The organism is Nostoc spongiaeforme FACHB-130 (assembly GCF_014698475.1).
Lineage (GTDB): Bacteria > Cyanobacteriota > Cyanobacteriia > Cyanobacteriales > Nostocaceae > Nostoc_B > Nostoc_B spongiaeforme.
Genome location: NZ_JACJTB010000023.1, coordinates 66,655 through 84,545, shown reverse-complemented (window position 1 = coordinate 84,545; position 17,891 = coordinate 66,655). Strand labels below are relative to the sequence as shown.

Sequence of the window (17,891 nt, the reverse complement as noted above, 5' to 3'; positions counted from 1 at the left end):
TAGTCCATAGTACATAGTCAAGACGCTCATTTTCTGCTTTGACTATTTTGTAATTTTGATTTCGTAAATGTTCCAGAATGCTCCACTCAAGGCAGAATAATTAATCCCTTCAAAGCGATTGCGTACTGCTGTCATCGCTAAGGGATTGACTAAATAAATAAAAGGCAAATTTTCTTGGGTAATTCGTTGAGTTTTGGCATAAATTTGTTTAACTTTTGCCTCATCAAATTCTTGGGCTGCTTGGATGTAAAGTTTGCCAATTTCGATTTCCCAAGGAGAAGCTTCCCAGCCTTCAATGGGTTTTTGTCCTGGTTGGGGTTTTTGGTTAAACATGTGCAACCCACCTTCAGGAGACCAAACATTAGCCCCATCATTTGGCTCTAAACCGCCTGTTAAACCGAGCAAAGAAGCTTCCCAGTCAAGGGTATTAGAGAGTTTATCTGTATAAGTATTCCAGGCGATCGGGGTAAAATCAACTTGCATCCCGATTTTAGCCAAGTCTCGTTTAATCTGCGCCCCAATTGCTTCCCGGATTTTATTCCCAGAATTTGTCAGCAGAGTGAAGCGAACCCGATTACCTCCAGCATCTAATAATTGACCTTGCTCATTATATTTAAATCCAGCTTTGAGCAATAATTGTTTTGATTGTTCGGTATTGTAATTGTAAGTTTTTAGCCCTTCTTCCGGTGAAAGATAATAAGGGCTTTGGACTGTAACTGGAGAGTTTTGTGGTCTGCCTAAACCACGAAAAGTATTATTAATCATTGTTTGGCGGTCAATCGCATAAGCAACCGCCTGCCGAAATTCCACTGTATTAAACCAACGTGATTTGATTGGATCTACCAGTGGCTTGCCATTTCTTTTGCCTTTATTTAAATTAAACAGAACAAAGTTGGTACCAGTTCCAGGTTCATTACCATAAACCGTGAAATTTCCTTGTTTTTCTTGCACCTTTAACAAAGAAAAGTAATCAGGTGAAATACCTATGGTATCTAAACCACCAGACCGAAACTGCAACAAAGCTGTGTCTGTATTTTCGACAATTTGCCAAACTAAACGTTCAATATAAGGCTGGGATTTTCCTTGAGCATCTTTACGCCAATAATAAGGATTACGCCGAAATACAACACGCTGGCTAGTATCATATCGCTCTAACTTGAAAGGGCCATTGACGATAATTTCTGCTGGCGGAGTATCTACACCCCACTTAGCTAAAAATAATGGTTTCCCTTCACTGTCTTTTTCCTGCACATACTTTTGCAAAGCGTGGGCAGGTAATATGGGAGTGGCTGTATTTAATAAAAAAGGTCTAAAGGGTTCTGGTAAAGCAAATTCTACCCGCCGTTCATCTATTTTGCGGACAGTAGGAAGTTTGCGACTCACGCCAATTCTGAAAGCATCTCTCACATCTGTGGGAATTGCTTCATTAAAATAAATATCATTGTATGTAAATACAACATCATCGGCTGTAAGCGGCTGACCATCAGACCATTTTAAATCTTGACGCATAGTAAAAATAAACTTCAATTTATCTTCGGAAATTTGCCAAGATTCTGCTAATTTTGGTTCAACTTTTCCCGTAATAGGATTTTGGTCAACCAAGCCTTCATAAGTCAAGCCAAAAATATTGGGAAATTCTTGGCTTAAAGCATAATTAAATGTTTTGGGATCACTCAGAATACTACTGACTACTTGTGGTATTTGTGCCGCCGAACTTTTAAAATTACTAGGGTTACAAGCAGCAAGGGTTATTGCTGTAAATGCCGATAAAATTATCAGTATCCAAGAACGTTTAATACTAGACAAGTTATAATTAAAAATTTGCATAGTTTTGAGATGCAAGAATATTTACTGTTGCACTGAATAATATCTGGTTTACTTCTATAGTCGCCATAGTCAAATAGTAAATTAAGTTAATCAGTAGCGACGAGTAAGACTACAGCATAAGCACAAATACCTTCTTCTCGTCCTACTGGGCCGAGTTTTTCGTTGGTGGTAGCTTTGATGCCAATTTGATTGGGTTGCAGTTCTAAAACAGTGGCAAGTTTACTCCGCATTGTCTCGATATGCGGTTTTAGTTTTGGGCGTTCAGCAACCACTACTGAATCTATGTTACCTATTTGCCAACCTTGGTCTTTTATTAGCTGATGTACTTGAGTTAAAAGTATCAAACTATCTGCCCCTGCCCATTGGGGATCAGTGGGGGGAAAGTAATGACCGATATCACCCAAGGATAAAGCCCCTAACATAGCATCCATGATGGCGTGTGTTAACACATCCGCGTCACTATGTCCGAGTAAACCGAGTTCGTGGGGAATTTGAATTCCACCTAAAATTAAAGCGCGATCGCTCACCAATCTGTGAATATCGTAGCCGTTACCAATTCTGATGTTAGTCATTTGTCATTTGTCCTTGGTCAATGGTCAACAATTATTCTCCCCTGCTCCCTGCTCCCTGCTCCCCTGCTTCTTCTCCTCTTGCCATTTTTCCAGTAAATCGGGACGGCGATCGCCAGTGCGTTTAATTTGTTGTTCATAACGCCAACGGGCGATCGCGGCATGATTCCCAGAAAGTAAGACCTCTGGCACTTTCCAGCCGCGAAAATTCGCCGGACGAGTATACTGGGGATAATCTAGCAACCCTTCTTCAAAACTTTCAGATTTCAGCGACTCTACCTTACCCACAGTTCCCGGTAACAAGCGCACCACTCCATTAATTAACGCCATTGCTGGAATTTCGCCCCCTGTGAGAATAAAATCTCCTAAAGACACTTCCCGCGTCACTAAATTCTGCACTCGCTCATCTACCCCTTCATAATGACCACAAATGACGATCAACTGGTCATAATTCGTCGCCAACTCCCGCAACAGAGGTTGGTCTATGGTTTGACCTTGGGGACTCATCAAAATTATTTCTCGGCGAGGTAAACAGGGTAGGGACTCCACCGCACCAAAAATTGGTTCTGGCTTCATCAGCATTCCCACGCCACCCCCGTAGGGTTCATCATCTACCTTGCGGTGTTTGTCATTGGTAAAGTCTCTGGGATTGACTAAATTAACTTGGGCAATTTGTTTGGCTAAAGCTTTACTCAACAGCCCAGAACTAAGAACTGAGGTAAAACAATCAGGAAAAAGTGTAACTATATCAAAGCGCACAGTAATTCGTATTCAAGAACACTAATCTTAAAGTTGAATGTCTAGTAAACACAAGAAGCAAATGTAGGTTACAACTACAGATAAGCTTAATCAATAGTATCTAAAAGTACTAGAACTATTGATTTTTAGTGGCAACCAAAGTTTTTCTAATTACTTAATTTATGTTTAAATATTGTCACAACTACATTTAAATTAATAATCTGACCAAAGTTAACAACTTCCAGGATTTACCGAGCCAGACCAAAAAACAGCGTGTTCAGACCTGCTCACACCCAATCCCAGAAAGGAAACTTAGTTCCTCAATTCTCCCAGGAACCCTAGCTCCGAAACAATATTCTGCCAGTCTGGAACTGTGGACAGGGAAACAACAAGGCGCTGGCTTTGAACAAAGGCAAGAGACACATGAAAAATCACAACTTTATGTGGCTCAAGCAAGAAGCCAAGTTGGCAGAAATTGCCCCTGGCAACTTCCAAAAAGTGTCCTCTGAAGAAAGCAAAATGGATACTTAACCTTGTTAAATTTACACACCATTCGCTACAAGCCAGGAAACCCGTCCCAAGTAATGGCCACGCCATTTGCTATATACCGGGAAACCCGCCCCAAGCAATGGTTCCTGAAGTTGTTGACAGGAGAGACAAAATGCAGCAATTAAAAGCTAAATCGCTGGAAATGAGGACACCCCAAGCAACTAAAACCGCTGTTATGGTCATCGGAGGCGCTGAAGATAAAGTTCATGGACGCGAAATCCTAAGAACTTTTTTCGGCCGTGCCGGTGCTAATAAGGCTTATATTACAATTGTTCCATCAGCCTCCCGCGAACCCGCTATTATCGGTGGTCGGTATATTCGCATTTTTGAGGAGATGGGTGCTGAAAAAGTTGAAATTTTAGATATTCGTGAGCGGGAACAATGTGAATCCTCCCAGGTAAAGGCATCTCTAGAGGCATGTAGCGGGGTATTTCTGACAGGAGGAGACCAATTGCGCCTTTGTGGCGTGTTGGCAGATACACCAGCGATGGAAATTATCCGTCAGCGGGTGAGAGGGGGACAGTTAACCTTAGCAGGCACTAGTGCTGGTGCAGCCGTAATGGGGCATCACATGATTGCTGGTGGTGGTAGTGGTGAAACACCCAATCGCTCTTTAGTCGATATGGCGACTGGTTTGGGATTTATCCCCGAAGTGATTGTTGACCAACACTTCCACAACCGTAATCGTATAGGTCGTCTGCTGAGTGCGATCGCCTCTCATCCAGACCGACTGGGAATTGGTATCGATGAAGATACCTGTGCTGTATTTGAACGCGATGGTTGGTTACAAGTTATGGGCAAAGGCAGTGTGACCATTGTTGACCCCACTGAACTTACCCACACCAATGAACCTCACGTTGGTGCAAATGAACCATTGACGTTGCATAACTTACGTCTGCATATCCTCAGCTATGGCGATCGCTTTCACCTGTACCAACGGACTGTGTTGCCTGCGGTACACCGGATCTCCAGCTGACGGGATAGAGTATCCGAGGTTACACTGAGTTGATCGCGTATATTTCTAGCGGTAGAAAAAATTAACGGAATACCATGTAAACAGAAAAAACTGTTCACGGTAAACAGTTTAGCGGTCAAATCCAGTATGAAACTAGAATTTTGGTTCCGAATCTCCATCTACCTATTCCCATGAGAATCCTCAAGATCCAGACCTTACGCGGCCCAAACTACTGGAGCATTCGACGCCACAAACTGATCGTCATGCGCCTCGATTTAGAGAACCTTGCCGAGACGCCCTCAAATGAAATCCCTGGATTTTATGAAGGATTAGTTGAGGCGCTGCCAAGTCTGGAGGGTCATTATTGTTCGCCTGGCTGTCATGGTGGTTTTCTAATGCGGGTACGAGAAGGTACCATGATGGGCCACATTGTGGAACACGTAGCCTTAGAACTCCAAGAACTAGCAGGAATGCACGTCGGCTTCGGCCGCACCCGCGAAACTTCCACCCCCGGAGTTTATCAGGTAGTCATCGAATACCTGAACGAAGAAGCAGGACGCTATGCAGGCAGAGCCGCAGTTAGGCTGTGTCAAAGCATTGTCGATCGCGGCCGCTATCCCAAGGCGGAATTAGAACAAGATATCCAAGACCTGAAAGACTTTTGGCGTGATGCTTCTTTAGGCCCCTCTACAGAAGCAATTGTTAAAGAAGCAGAAAAAAGAGGCATTCCCTGGATGCAGCTAGGCGCACGCTTTTTGATTCAGCTAGGCTATGGCGTGAACCAAAAGCGGATGCAAGCCACAATGACGGATAAAACCGGCATCCTGGGAGTAGAACTAGCTTGTGATAAGGAGGCGACAAAGCGCATCTTAGCAGCAGCTGGTGTCCCAGTACCCAGAGGTACTGTGATTAACTTTTTGGATGATTTGGAAGAAGCGATTGAATATGTTGGTGGCTATCCCATCGTGATTAAGCCACTAGACGGCAATCATGGACGCGGCATCACCATTGATATTAGAAACTGGGAAGAAGCAGAAGCAGCCTATGAAGCTGCCAGACAAGTTTCTCGGTCAATCATTGTTGAGCGGTATTACGTTGGGCGCGATCATCGGGTACTTGTGGTAGATGGCAAAGTAGTGGCCGTAGCGGAACGTGTACCTGCCCATGTGGTTGGTGATGGTAGATCCACGATCGCCCAATTAATTGAAGAAACCAACAAAGACCCCAATCGTGGTGACGGACACGATAAAGTTCTCACCAAGATTGAACTAGACCGGACTAGCTACCAATTATTAGAAAGGCAAGGTCATACTCTCAACACTGTTTTACCGAAAGGCACAATTTGTTACCTCCGGGCAACCGCAAACCTCAGTACAGGTGGCATTGCTGTAGACCGGACTGATGAAATCCATCCCGAAACTATTTGGATGGCGCAAAGGGTAGTTAAAACTATCGGTTTAGATATTGCTGGCTTAGATGTCGTGACTACAGATATTAGCCGCCCCTTGCGCGAAGTTGATGGGGTGATTGTGGAAGTCAACGCCGCTCCTGGTTTTCGGATGCACGTTGCCCCTAGTTCTGGGATTCCCCGCAACGTTGCTGGTGCAGTAATTGATATGCTGTTCCCCAACGAACAGTCCAGCCGGATTCCCATCCTCAGCATCACAGGTACAAACGGTAAAACCACCACTACCCGACTGCTGGCACATATTTATAAACAAACAGGTAAGGTAGTAGGTTACACAACTACAGATGGAACATATATCGGGGATTACTTAGTAGAAGCAGGTGATAACACAGGCCCCCAAAGCGCCCACCTGATTTTGCAAGACCCAACTGTAGAAGTAGCTGTATTAGAAAGCGCCCGTGGAGGCATTTTACGTTCTGGGTTAGGTTTTGAAGCCGCAAATGTTGGTATAGTGCTGAATGTTGCGGCTGATCATTTAGGTATAGGCGATATTGATACCATCGATCAATTAGCCAACCTCAAGAGTGTAGTCGCCGAAGCCATATACCCTGATGGCTATGCCGTACTTAATGCTGACGATCGCCGTGTGGCGGCAATGGCTGAAAAAACCAAGGCAAATATCGCTTACTTCACCATGAACCCGGACTCAGAATTAGTCCGCAAGCACATTCAACAAGGAGGAGTCGCCGCAGTTTACGAAAACGGCTATCTCTCAATTGTCAAGGGCGATTGGACACACCGCATCGAAAGGGCTGAACAAATCCCGTTGACAATGGGTGGACGCGCACCATTTATGATTGCCAACGCCTTAGCCGCCAGTTTGGCAGCCTTTGTACAAAACGTCACCATTGAACAAATTCGCGCTGGCTTAAGAACATTCCGCGCTTCTGTGAGTCAAACCCCTGGCAGAATGAACCTATTTAACTTAGGAACCTTCCACGCCTTAGTAGATTATGCTCACAACCCAGCCAGTTACGAAGCGGTTGGTGCATTTGTGCGTAATTGGAACACAGGACAGCGAATTGGTGTAGTTGGTGGCCCTGGCGATCGCCGCGACGAAGACTTTGTGACTTTAGGTAAACTAGCCGCCGATATTTTCGATTACATCATTGTCAAAGAAGATGATGACACGCGCGGTAGACCACGGGGATCAGCTTCGCAACTGATTATGAAGGGAATTACACAAGTTAAACCCGATGCCCGTTGCGAAGTCATTATGGACGAAACCCAAGCTATTAACAAAGGTTTGGATATGGCTCCAGAAAACGGACTGGTAGTAATTTTGCCAGAGAGCGTCAGCCGCGCCATCAAGTTAATTAAAGTGCGTGGTCTAGTTAAAGAAGAAGTGCCTCTACAAAACACTCCCACAAACGCTACAGAAAGTCAAAATGGGGTGTCACCTTCCTCGGTGATCAACACACTTTTATAGCAGGGAACAGGTATCAGGTTAAAAGTTCTTTAATATATGCTTTTTTCTGAAAATTTGTCCCTCACTCACCTGTACCCTGCTGTAAATGCAATTTAGGATTTTTCATTAGTAAAGGCGCGAAAATTTCGCGCCTTTATATTTTCACCTCAACAGCGTCAGGGCTGTTTGGCAATCAAAACAAGCCTGTAATACCAATTCACAATTCGCAATTCGCAATTCGCAATTAAAAAACTTAGATACAGCAAAGCTTTCAGGGTTTACATCTGTATCATATTTTTCGTGAAATGATATAACCTGTAACCTATCCCTTATTCCTCTTCTTTTTCCGAATTCTTTTCATCATTGCTATTATTCAATTCTTCTTTAAAACCCCGTAGAGTTTTGCCCAGTGCATTTCCCAGTTCAGGAATTTTTTTCGGGCCAAAAATCAGCAGTGCGACTATGGCAATGATACCCACCTCTGGCCATCCCAGTCCAAACATACAAGTTTCCTCTCTCAAGCTTCTGTAGTTAAATATAAACCGATGTTGTACAAGCTATTTCTAAAACAATCTTGCCTAGTCTTGGGAAAGGGGAATCTTTAACCAATCGCTTAATTCATAAGCTAACCATTCTATTTCTGCTGCTGATAAGACAATACCCGTATGACCACCAAGAGAATATCTTTGAGTTCCTACCCAAATATCTAGTTGTGCCGGGACTGTGATTCGATAACCATTATCATCTTTATATTTACTCAAATGCTGGGGAATATAAACTAATTTACTGATATTTTGTCTAAGTGATAGCTGAGGTTTATGAAAAGCCCAGCCCCATAAATTACGGTTGTAAGTAATTTGCTGGGAATCTACATACAATCGAATGCTGCCAGACAAACCGAACATTAAGTTCGATATCATGAAAAAGCCAGCAACCCAAAAAGGCAGTGAGAACAAAGCAAAGGGAATATTTGCTGGGAAAGGTATAGCCAGAACATTGATTGTCCAAAATAAAATAAAAGAATTCCAAGCGATCGCAAATGTACCAGTAAATAGCATCGACGCTTTAAAACCACTAGGGGGAATCCTAATTTCCAAGCAGTCCTCATTTTTTGTGAGTTGAATTTTGCTTCCAACAGGTTTGGAAACATCAATGGTTAGATTATTAGAAACCCAATGATTTCCATCCCAATACCAATGACCTCTAATCCAGTCTGACAGGTTAATTCCTGCTGGTTGGAGTTTTTGTAAAAGTTGTGGATGTTCCAAAGCGGCTAGGGCTGCATTTGCACTACTCAATCGCCTGTCTAAACTCGGTTCAGTCATCCACTTTAGCCACCGAGTCAAACCCGAACTCAGATGAACAGCACCATCAAATTGAATTTGCAAATCTTTTTGGGGTAAATCAGCCGGGTGAGTACCTGTAACTAAATAAATTAAAGTTGCGCCTAAACTGTATAAATCAGATGCAGGTACGGTGCGTCCACCAAATTGTTCTGGTGGCATATAACCGTAAGTACCAACTACAGTCCGCGTTCCCCCTTCAGTAGCCAAGACTGTTTGCACTGAACCAAAATCAACTAAATAGACTTGACCGACACTATTACCAGAGCGATCGCCCAATAAAATATTGCTAGGCTTAAGATCACGGTGGATCACAGGCGGATTTAAACAGTGTAGGTAAATCAAAATTTCTAAAATTGCTGTGGCTATCTGTTTAACTTCAACTTCTGTAAAACTCCGCCCCGATTGTAAACATTGCTCTAAAGTTTGGGACGGGATATAAGTCTGTACCAGAGCAAAGCCTTTGATAGTTGGTGAATTTACCTCAAAATAGTCTATATAGCGAGGGATAGCAGGATGTGATAAAGATTTTAATGTTTCGGCTTCACGCTCAAATAACTTGAGATCATCCCATTCAAAGTCACTATTAAATGAAAGTAACTTAATGATGACTAATTCTTGAGTTGTTAAATCACGAGCAACAAAAGTCCGTCGCCCTGCCTTTTTGCCTAATTGCTGTTGAATTTCGTAGCGATCGCCTAATATTTGCTCAGTTATCATAATTGCTGATGATGCTACGTTGTCAAACTTTCGATGGTCTATAACTTGTCTAAATTTAACAAGCGAGTATCTTTAGTATAAATATATCTTTAATATGCCTACCCAACATTGGCCTTACGTTACACCCGGCATTCCCGACGAATTATTTGAGCATTTGCCGGGAATACCCTTTACTCAACGAGAAGTGCGACTGTTGTTGATTGCTCAACTACGCCTCAAACCTGACTCTGTATTTTGGGATATCGGTGCAGGTACAGGGACAATCCCCGTAGAAATTGGGCTACTGTGTCCCCAGGGCAAGATTATTGCCGTAGAACGAGATGAAGAAGTGGCGAATTTAATTAAGCGTAACTGCGATCGCTTTGAGGTCAAAAATGTGGAGGTCATAGAAGGTAGCGCCCCAGAATGTTTACATGAAATTCAGACAGCACCTCACCGGGTTTGCATTGAAGGCGGACGACATATTCAGGATATTTTAAAAACTGTCTGGGATTATTTGCCATCATCAGGCCGCGTCGTGGCGACAGCTGGTAATCTAGAAAGTCTGTATGCTATTTCTCAAAGCTTTTCTCAGTTACGTGCAGTAAATATTGAAGTTGTTCAGTCTGCCGTCAATCGTCTAGAGACAAAAGGCTTTTCTCAGACTTTTACCGCCGTTGATCCCATTTTTATCCTCAGTGGTGAGAAACTAGACTAAATCTAAAATACTTCTATGCCTTGGTCTCGAATTATTAGTGGAATTATTGCGATCGCCCTTGCTTTGGCAGCCACCCTTTTAGGAGGTTGGTACTTCACCGTTGCGATTGCCGTCAGCATTTTTTTAGGGCAACTGGAATATTTTAATTTAGTCAAGGCTAGAGGCATTGTCCCAGCGACAAAAACCACCATTTTTGTCAGCCAAGTCTTGCTGATTATCTGTACAGTCGATGGCAGTTTAGCGGATGCAGTATTACCTCTGGGTGGGACTGTGATTTGTTTTTACTTGCTATTTCAGCCCAAAATGGCGACGATCGCTGATGTTTCCGCTTCGATTATGGGACTATTTTATGTAGCTTATCTGTCAAGCTATTGGGTAAGACTACGGGGAATTGGCAGTGCAGCCTTGAGTAATATTCCCCTCAATGGTTACTGGCCTAATTCTTGGGCTGAGATTTTAAACCCAAACAATTTAGCTGCCATACCACCAGGTTTCACATTTACTATATTGGCGTTTTTATGTATTTGGGCGGCTGATATTGGCGCTTATGTGTTTGGTAAATTCTTTGGTAAAACTCGTTTGTCAGATATTAGCCCGAAAAAAACTGTAGAAGGCGCAGTATTTGGCATTGCTGGTAGTGTGGCTGTGGCGATCGCAGGCTGCTATTATCTTCAGTTACCCCAATTTCTGTTTACAGGTATAGCTTTGGGTTTACTAATTGGGATTGCTAGTCTGTTAGGCGATTTAACAGAATCTATGCTGAAGCGCGATGCTGGGGTAAAGGACTCTGGACAACTGATCCCCGGTCATGGCGGCATTTTAGACCGCACCGACAGCTATATTTTCACAGCCCCGTTAGTTTACTACTTCGTCACATTGTTATTGCCGTTGATTAAGTGAAGGCAGGAGGTATGAAGAATTTTTCACTTCATACTTCACACTTCTCACGGATTCACATTAATCTTCCCACGACACACTAATTGGGAGGAGATCAGTTTTAGTTCTTGAATTTCGACATCAGAACCTAAATCTAAATTGTAATTTTCGTTACTTAAAGTTAGAGGTGAACCATTTTCTATCACTTTAATCTGTGATAACCGTAATTCTTGATTACCAAATAAATTTAAATTTAAAGATATTTCCAGAGGTATATTGTCGCTGGGACGTGTTAGTATAGCACCCAGAATTATTCGATGATTCTCCAAAATAATTTTTTTCCAAGCTACTTGCTTGGATTTTAGGCAGTGTTCTGGTACAAGTTGAACCAGTACTTCATTTAAAGCAGTCGATAATAGTTCTGATGAGATAGAACTGTTGAGGTCTTTCTCATCTACGATCAGTTCGCCAACCACTGGTACTGTTGCCAACAGTCGCAAGGGCTGGCCTTTCAGTACTGCGCCTATGTTGATTTGAATGTTCTCCGCAACGAGTTGAATTCGTGTAATATGGAGGCCTTGATAGACTGCATCGCTTGCAGCAATAGAAACCCAAGGAATACGACCTGAGAGAAGTTGGCGATCGCTCGCTTGAATATCCACCTCTAACTCGGATACATGACTCACTTGCGACCTTAACCAAAGTTTGATCGCTGTAGTGAGGACATTGGTGATAATTCGTATTTTATTTGCACCCTTTGCTTGGGAATTATTTTCAGGCATGGAACTATTGTGTTGATGAATTTTAGCTCATCAACTAACTAAACTGAAACAAGCCTTAAATTTAACATCTATGGCGATTCAGGACAAAATGCAAATATTATTATTATTTAAAGGTTGAATAAAGCATAAGTAATTTCCACATGGAGGTAAGATTACAAAAAGCACTATCACAGTTAGGTATTGCCTCACGGCGAGAAGCGGAAGAAATGATTCGGCAATCGCGTGTGCAGGTAAATGGGGTAGTCGCAAATTTAGGTCAAAAAGTTAACACCCAAGAAGATGCGATCGCCATTGATGGCAAGCTAATTTCTGCCGCAGAACGCCCCCCTTTAATATATCTGCTGCTAAACAAACCACCAGGAGTCGTTTCGACTTGCGCCGATCCCCAAGGCAGAAAGACTGTTTTGGATTTACTACCGAAAAAGTTACGTGCAGGTTTAGGGATTCATCCAGTTGGTCGTTTAGATGCTGAATCTACAGGCGCATTGATTCTGACAAACGATGGAGAATTAACGTTTGGACTCACTCATCCACGTCATAGTATTCCAAAAACTTATCGAGTTGTGGTCAAAGGTCATCCTTCGCCAGCAATAATCGAAAAGTGGTCTCAAGGTGTGATGTTAGATGGAAGAAAAACGCTGCCTGCTCAAGTAAATCTTATAGAAAGTTCTGCGGAAAACAGTTGTTTGGAAATCGTTTTAAAGGAGGGTAGAAATCGCCAAATTCGGCGCGTAGCCGAGATTTTGGGACATCCAGTCATTAAATTACATCGAACTGCTATAGGCACAATTCAATTAAAACAGCCAAAACAAACCTTTTTATGTGAAGGTCAATATCGGTATTTGAGCGATGCAGAAATTCGTTTTCTGCACAACAGCATTCAGGGCAGAACTGTTAAAGACTCAGCTGAGGGAAGGAGTGAAGTTAAAGCATGAAGTGGTTTAAGGTTAAAAGAAAAAACAATGAGCAGCCAACCCTAACTCTAGAACAACAACGTGCCGAAAAGCTAAAAGAAATGGGCGCTCAACTTTGGGCGGCGCGTCAAGAAAAAAGTTTATCTCTAGAAGAAATGGTGGTGATTACCAAAATTTCGCGGCGATTGTTGCAGGCGATTGAAGAAGGTAATCTCGAAGACTTACCAGAACCAGTTTACATTCAAGGATTTATTCGTCAATATGCTGACGCATTAGGTTTTAACGGTACAGAATTTGCGAAGGCTTTTCCTGTCACTGTGATCCCAGCTACTCCCACATCGGTTGCGCCTGTGAATCGATCACTGAGACTATTACGGCCAGTTCATCTTTACTTGCTGTACATATTTGTCATTATTTGCTCTGTCAGCAGCTTGTCTAAAGTATTAAACAGTGCAGAATTGAGTGCTGGTAATAATTTTCAGTCACAACCGGAAAATGTGTCACAGCCAGCGCCTAATTCTGACCAAGAAAATACAGCCGCCGAGTCTGTCAGCAACAATCAAGAAAATCAAACTGTACAGATTGGTGTTACCTTAAAAGCCGCTTCTTGGATTCGGGTAGTGGCTGATGGTAAAACCGAGTTTGAAGGAGTTTTACCAGAGGGAAGCCATCGGGTTTGGAAAGCCCAAGAGCAACTCACCGTCAAAACTGATAATGCTGGAGGTGTGATGATGAGTGTGAACCAGCAAGAAGCTAGACAAATGGGAGAACCAGGGAAAGCAGAAGAAGTGAAAATTGCCGCCGCCAAACCCCAATCTTAATTACAGATGAGGGAAACTAGAGGCTGGGGAGATGAGGTGCAGGAAGCAAGGGGGAAAGATTTTTTCCCTTGCTTCCTGCCCCCTGTCCAAGTTCCCTTATTTTGGTTGTGGAGCGCGGCCGTATAATTGGGTGAGAGTTTTTAAGCGATCGCTTAATTCTTGAGTCAGTGCTTCTGTATGATAGCGCCAGCCCCAATTACCTTCAGCCACACTGGGGAAATTCATCCGCGCGTCGGTTCCTAAGCCTAAAATATCTTGCAAGGGAATAATTGCTTGATTGGCGACAGAACTAAAGGCCAAGCGAATAATATCCCAATGCACGCCTTCAGGACTGATACAACCTAAATAAAGTAGGAAGTTACGCTTTTCGTAATCATTTGCTTTATCGAACCAACCAACACTGGTATCGTTGTCATGGGTTCCGGTATAAACTACAAAATTCCGCGAATAGTTGAATGGTAAAAAGGGATTACCGGGATCAGAACCAAAAGCAAACTGCAATACCTTCATTCCCGGAAATTCATATTTATCGCGCAGTGCTTCTACTTCTGGGGTAATTACGCCCAAATCTTCAGCTAATACAGGTAACTTACCCAAAGCCTCTTTGATAGCAGCAAATAATTCATCTCCTGGCGCTTTCACCCACTCGCCATTAATTGCGGTTTCTTCCCCTTGAGGAACAGCCCAATAAGCTTCAAATCCGCGAAAGTGGTCAATGCGAATCACATCTAGATAATCTAGCATCGCTTCAAAGCGACCTATCCACCACTTAAAGTTTTGGTTTTGTAATTCTTCCCAGTCGTAAACCGGGTTTCCCCACAATTGACCAGTAGCACTAAAGTAATCTGGTGGAACTCCCGCCATGAGTTTCGGTTCTCTGGTTTCTTCATCTAGACAAAAAATTTCAGGATGCGACCAGACATCAGCACTATCTTGGGCGACATAAATCGGGATATCGCCGATAATTTGAATGCCACTCATATTGGCATAAGCTTTGAGTTCTGACCATTCACGGAAAAACTCAAATTGGATGAATTTATAATAAAAAATCTCTGCACTTAACTGCTGCTTTGCTTGCTCAATTGCTGTTGGTTCGCGCTTGACTAGTTCTGGTTCCCAAGTATGCCAACTTGTACCCTCATGGGCATCTTTTAGCGCCATGAATAAAGCATAATCATCTAACCAATAAGCTTTACTGTCACAAAAACCCGCAAATTCAGTTTGTTGTAGAGGCGTTGCTTGGCTTTGAAAATTTTTGCAGGCTATTTTGAGTAGTTGGGTTTTAAAGGCAATTACTTTGTCGTAGTCTACCTGAGATGTGTGAAATTCTGGCAAATTTGCAAAGTCTGGTTCAGCGAGTAAACCTTGTTCTTGGAGTTTTTCGGGACTGATGAGGAAAGGATTACCCGCCATTGCAGAATAAGCAGCATAAGGAGAGTTACCGTAACCAGTCGGCCCCAAAGGTAAAACTTGCCAATATTGCTGGTAACTCTCGCGGAGAAAATCAATAAACTTGTAGGCTGCTAAACCTAAATCACCAATACCAAATCGGCTGGGGAAAGAAGTAGGATGCAGTAAAATGCCACTTGATCTAGGAAAAGGCATATTTATGTAATTTCAAGTATAAGTCTGGAGGATACGCTGGGCGATCGCATTGAATTTACCACAGAACAGGAAGTTCTTGTCTTGTATCCTTAGTCATTAGTCATTTGTCCTTAGTTAATGATCTAATAACAAATGACTAATGACTAATGACCAATAACTATGACTTACCGCAATCCTGCGCCAACGGTTGATATCATCATTGAATTAATTGACCGACCACATCGGCCAATAGTGTTAATTGAAAGGCTTAATTCCCCATTTGGTTGGGCAATTCCTGGTGGTTTTGTTGACTATGGTGAACCTGTGGAAGTCGCAGCTAAACGGGAGGCTGAAGAGGAAACCAGTTTAAAGGTTGAGTTAATTGAACAATTTTTGGTATATTCTGACCCCAATCGTGACCCGCGTCAGCATACGATTAGCATAGTATTTTTGGCTACGGCTACCGGAGAACCAAAGGCGGGAGATGATGCCAAGGGTATAGGTGTTTTTGAGTCTTGGCTTGTACCGACTAATTTATGTTTTGATCATGACCGCATTCTGCGCGATTATTGGCATTATCGGCATTATGGTATACGTCCCAGGTTAGGGATTTAACGAACCGCAAAGGCGCAGAGGGCGCGAAGGAAGAGAAGAAAGAATACTGGTGACACAGAATCATAGCGATTATACTGTGTCAGTGGTATTCAATGGTGCATTATGGATGCTGAGACACTGTTAGGAAAATACGCCGCAGGGGAAAGAAAATTTCATAATGAAAATCTTCGAGGTGTAAATCTCGAAGGAGTTGATTTGAGTGGAATAGACTTGAGTAATGCTGATTTAACAGGGGCAGATTTAGATGATGTCAATTTAAGTAATGCTATTCTGCAAAAAGCAAATTTTACTAAAGCATCTTTAAGAAATGCAAATTTGAATAGTTTGCATGATGCTAGGAGTTTAATTTTAAGTTATGCAGAACTAAGAGGTGCTGACTTAAGCAAAGCAAACTTAGATAATGCTAGTTTTAGTAATTCCAATCTAAATGGTACAAACTTGAGTGAATCACAATTAAATAGTACTGATTTTAGTGATACTAATTTAGAGAATACTGATTTTAGTAAATCAAGCTTAAATAGCGCCAATTTTAGTAATGCTAATCTAAATAATGCTAATTTAAGTCAAGCCGTATTGAATAGTGCCAATTTTAGTAATGTTAATCTAAATAATGCTAATTTAAGTCAATCAAGCTTAAATAGTACTAATTTTAGTAATGCTAATCTAAATAATGCTAATTTAAGTGATAGCAAACTTGAATCGGCTAACTTTTTTAATGCTTTCTTAAATGAAGCAAAAATTGTTAGATCAATTTTGAAGAATGCTAATCTAAACGGTGCAAATTTAGAGAAAGCAGATTTTAGCCAAGTAGATTTATCTACTATAAAGCTTCAAGATGCCAATTTTCAGGAAGCAAAAATTAGAGGTGTCAATTTATCTAACCATAACTTGTCAGGGATGAATCTATCGCAAGCTGATCTGGGTGCAGCAAATCTCAAGGGTGTAAATTTTAGGACAGCTAAACTACAAGGAACCAATCTAGAAAAAGCAGAACTCCACAAAGTAGATTTAATCAGGGCAAATCTCAACGGTGCAAATTTGAGGAAGGCTGATTTAACCGGGGCGAATATTTATGGAGCCAGCTTTATAGATGCTGACCTAACTGGTGCGATAATGCCTGATGGAGAAATTTACAAACCGATCGCCTCTGAGGTAGAAGTCGGTAAACAGGTAGTATCACCAGAAAAAGTAATATCTATGACACGACAAGTTATTAATACTGATCAAGCACCTGCACCAGTGGGGCCATATAATCAAGCGATCGCGGCTTCTGGACAAATGATATTTGTGGCTGGACAAATTGCGATCGATCCCCGACTTGGTGATGTTGTTTACACAGATGATGTCAAAAAGCAAACTGAGCAAGTATTAGCAAATTTAGAAGCAATTTTAAAAGCTGCTGGGGCGACTTTTGCCAATGTCGTCAAAACAACAGTATTTTTAGCTGATATGAATGATTTTGCTGCTGTAAATGCGGTTTATGCTAAGTACTTCCCTGAAGATACTGCACCAGCGCGTGCTTGTGTCCAAGTTTCGCGTTTACCAAAAGATGTCATGGTAGAAATTGACTGTATCGCCGTGATTTGAATCTGATAGATTAGCTTATAACCTCAACTTCTATGAAAAGTTGGGGTTATACAGTTGTTTTAATTCCTAAACTGTTTCTGGAATTAGTACTATTTAAATAAAGCTAATTGCAACAATTATGAATATCCAACTCAAGCCTGAACATGAGCAATTTATACAAGCTCAAATCGCTAGTGGTAGATTTACTAATGCAGATGAGGTTATTGATATAGCATTTCAACTGCTAGAGAAACTAAATACTGACTACATTTCGTGGATAGAAGAAACTCGCTATAAAGTTGATGTTGCAATTGCTGAAATCGAACGAGGGGAAGGTTTGGATGGAGAAACAGTAGTCATGGAAATACTCAACAGGTTTCAAAAGGCGCGTGAGGGTACGGAATGAGTCGATATATTATTGCGCCGTCTGCCAGTCGTGATCTAAATGATATTGCTAAT

Annotated in this window: 16 protein-coding genes; 9 read left to right on the top strand and 7 right to left on the bottom strand. The window is 42.1% G+C overall.

Annotated features, from left to right (window positions below):
• Nucleotides 1–42: 42 nt before the first annotated feature.
• The 3 genes from H6G74_RS17580 to trmD form a co-directional block, all read right to left on the bottom strand.
• Entirely contained in the window at nt 43–1,827 is a 1,785-nt protein-coding gene (locus H6G74_RS17580; protein ID WP_190968893.1) for an ABC transporter substrate-binding protein, read from the bottom strand.
• An 86-nt stretch (nt 1,828–1,913) separates the two neighbouring features.
• The gene (gene ispF, locus H6G74_RS17575; RefSeq protein WP_190968892.1) at nt 1,914–2,399 is read right to left on the bottom strand and encodes a 2-C-methyl-D-erythritol 2,4-cyclodiphosphate synthase; all 486 of its coding nucleotides are present in this window, start codon (nt 2,397–2,399) and stop codon (nt 1,914–1,916) included.
• Nucleotides 2,400–2,423: 24 nt separating this feature from the next.
• Complete coding sequence (gene trmD / locus H6G74_RS17570) at nt 2,424–3,155, bottom strand: tRNA (guanosine(37)-N1)-methyltransferase TrmD (protein WP_190968891.1); 732 nt, start codon at nt 3,153–3,155, stop codon at nt 2,424–2,426.
• Nucleotides 3,156–3,795: 640 nt separating this feature from the next.
• Between trmD and H6G74_RS17565 the strand changes: the two genes are divergently transcribed.
• The gene (locus H6G74_RS17565) at nt 3,796–4,659 is read left to right on the top strand and encodes a cyanophycinase (protein WP_190591683.1); all 864 of its coding nucleotides are present in this window, start codon (nt 3,796–3,798) and stop codon (nt 4,657–4,659) included.
• Nucleotides 4,660–4,829: 170 nt separating this feature from the next.
• On the top strand, nt 4,830–7,535 hold the full coding sequence (gene cphA, locus H6G74_RS17560; protein WP_190968890.1) for a cyanophycin synthetase: 2,706 nt from the start codon (nt 4,830–4,832) through the stop codon (nt 7,533–7,535).
• A gap of 308 nt (nt 7,536–7,843) precedes the next feature.
• On the opposite strand, the gene tatA is transcribed toward cphA, so the two are convergent.
• Both tatA and H6G74_RS17550 read right to left on the bottom strand, forming a co-directional pair.
• Nucleotides 7,844–8,017, bottom strand: coding sequence for a twin-arginine translocase TatA/TatE family subunit (gene tatA, locus H6G74_RS17555; protein WP_190968889.1), 174 nt, complete (start codon nt 8,015–8,017; stop codon nt 7,844–7,846).
• Nucleotides 8,018–8,092: 75 nt separating this feature from the next.
• Nucleotides 8,093–9,577: a protein kinase domain-containing protein gene (locus H6G74_RS17550; protein WP_190968888.1), complete on the bottom strand. Its 1,485-nt coding sequence runs from the start codon at nt 9,575–9,577 to the stop codon at nt 8,093–8,095.
• A gap of 94 nt (nt 9,578–9,671) precedes the next feature.
• Between H6G74_RS17550 and cbiT the strand changes: the two genes are divergently transcribed.
• Complete coding sequence (cbiT, locus tag H6G74_RS17545; RefSeq protein WP_190968887.1) at nt 9,672–10,274, top strand: precorrin-6Y C5,15-methyltransferase subunit CbiT; 603 nt, start codon at nt 9,672–9,674, stop codon at nt 10,272–10,274.
• A gap of 15 nt (nt 10,275–10,289) precedes the next feature.
• Nucleotides 10,290–11,174: a phosphatidate cytidylyltransferase gene (locus tag H6G74_RS17540; protein WP_190968886.1), complete on the top strand. Its 885-nt coding sequence runs from the start codon at nt 10,290–10,292 to the stop codon at nt 11,172–11,174.
• Nucleotides 11,175–11,218: 44 nt separating this feature from the next.
• Here the strand turns inward: H6G74_RS17540 and H6G74_RS17535 are convergent, their stop codons facing one another.
• Nucleotides 11,219–11,932: an LmeA family phospholipid-binding protein gene (locus tag H6G74_RS17535; protein ID WP_190968885.1), complete on the bottom strand. Its 714-nt coding sequence runs from the start codon at nt 11,930–11,932 to the stop codon at nt 11,219–11,221.
• Between the two features lie 140 nt (nt 11,933–12,072).
• On the opposite strand from H6G74_RS17535, the gene H6G74_RS17530 reads away from it, so the two are divergent.
• Nucleotides 12,073–12,867, top strand: a complete 795-nt coding sequence (locus tag H6G74_RS17530; RefSeq protein WP_190968884.1) for a pseudouridine synthase — start codon at nt 12,073–12,075, stop codon at nt 12,865–12,867.
• Nucleotides 12,864–13,667: a helix-turn-helix domain-containing protein gene (locus H6G74_RS17525; RefSeq protein WP_190968883.1), complete on the top strand. Its 804-nt coding sequence runs from the start codon at nt 12,864–12,866 to the stop codon at nt 13,665–13,667. The genes H6G74_RS17530 and H6G74_RS17525 overlap by 4 nt, the downstream gene beginning before the upstream one ends.
• 96 nt (nt 13,668–13,763) lie before the next feature.
• Here the strand turns inward: H6G74_RS17525 and malQ are convergent, their stop codons facing one another.
• Nucleotides 13,764–15,272 (bottom strand): 4-alpha-glucanotransferase, encoded by a 1,509-nt coding sequence (malQ, locus tag H6G74_RS17520; protein ID WP_190968882.1) that lies wholly within the window; start codon nt 15,270–15,272, stop codon nt 13,764–13,766.
• Between the two features lie 159 nt (nt 15,273–15,431).
• Between malQ and H6G74_RS17515 the strand changes: the two genes are divergently transcribed.
• From H6G74_RS17515 to H6G74_RS17505, 3 genes are all read left to right on the top strand, one after another.
• Complete coding sequence (locus tag H6G74_RS17515; RefSeq protein WP_190968881.1) at nt 15,432–15,866, top strand: NUDIX domain-containing protein; 435 nt, start codon at nt 15,432–15,434, stop codon at nt 15,864–15,866.
• 102 nt (nt 15,867–15,968) lie between these two features.
• Nucleotides 15,969–17,453, top strand: a complete 1,485-nt coding sequence (locus H6G74_RS17510; RefSeq protein ID WP_190968880.1) for a Rid family detoxifying hydrolase — start codon at nt 15,969–15,971, stop codon at nt 17,451–17,453.
• A gap of 118 nt (nt 17,454–17,571) precedes the next feature.
• A complete protein-coding gene (locus H6G74_RS17505; protein ID WP_190591250.1) occupies nt 17,572–17,838 on the top strand; it encodes a ribbon-helix-helix domain-containing protein in 267 nt (88 codons plus the stop codon).
• Nucleotides 17,839–17,891: the final 53 nt, after the last annotated feature.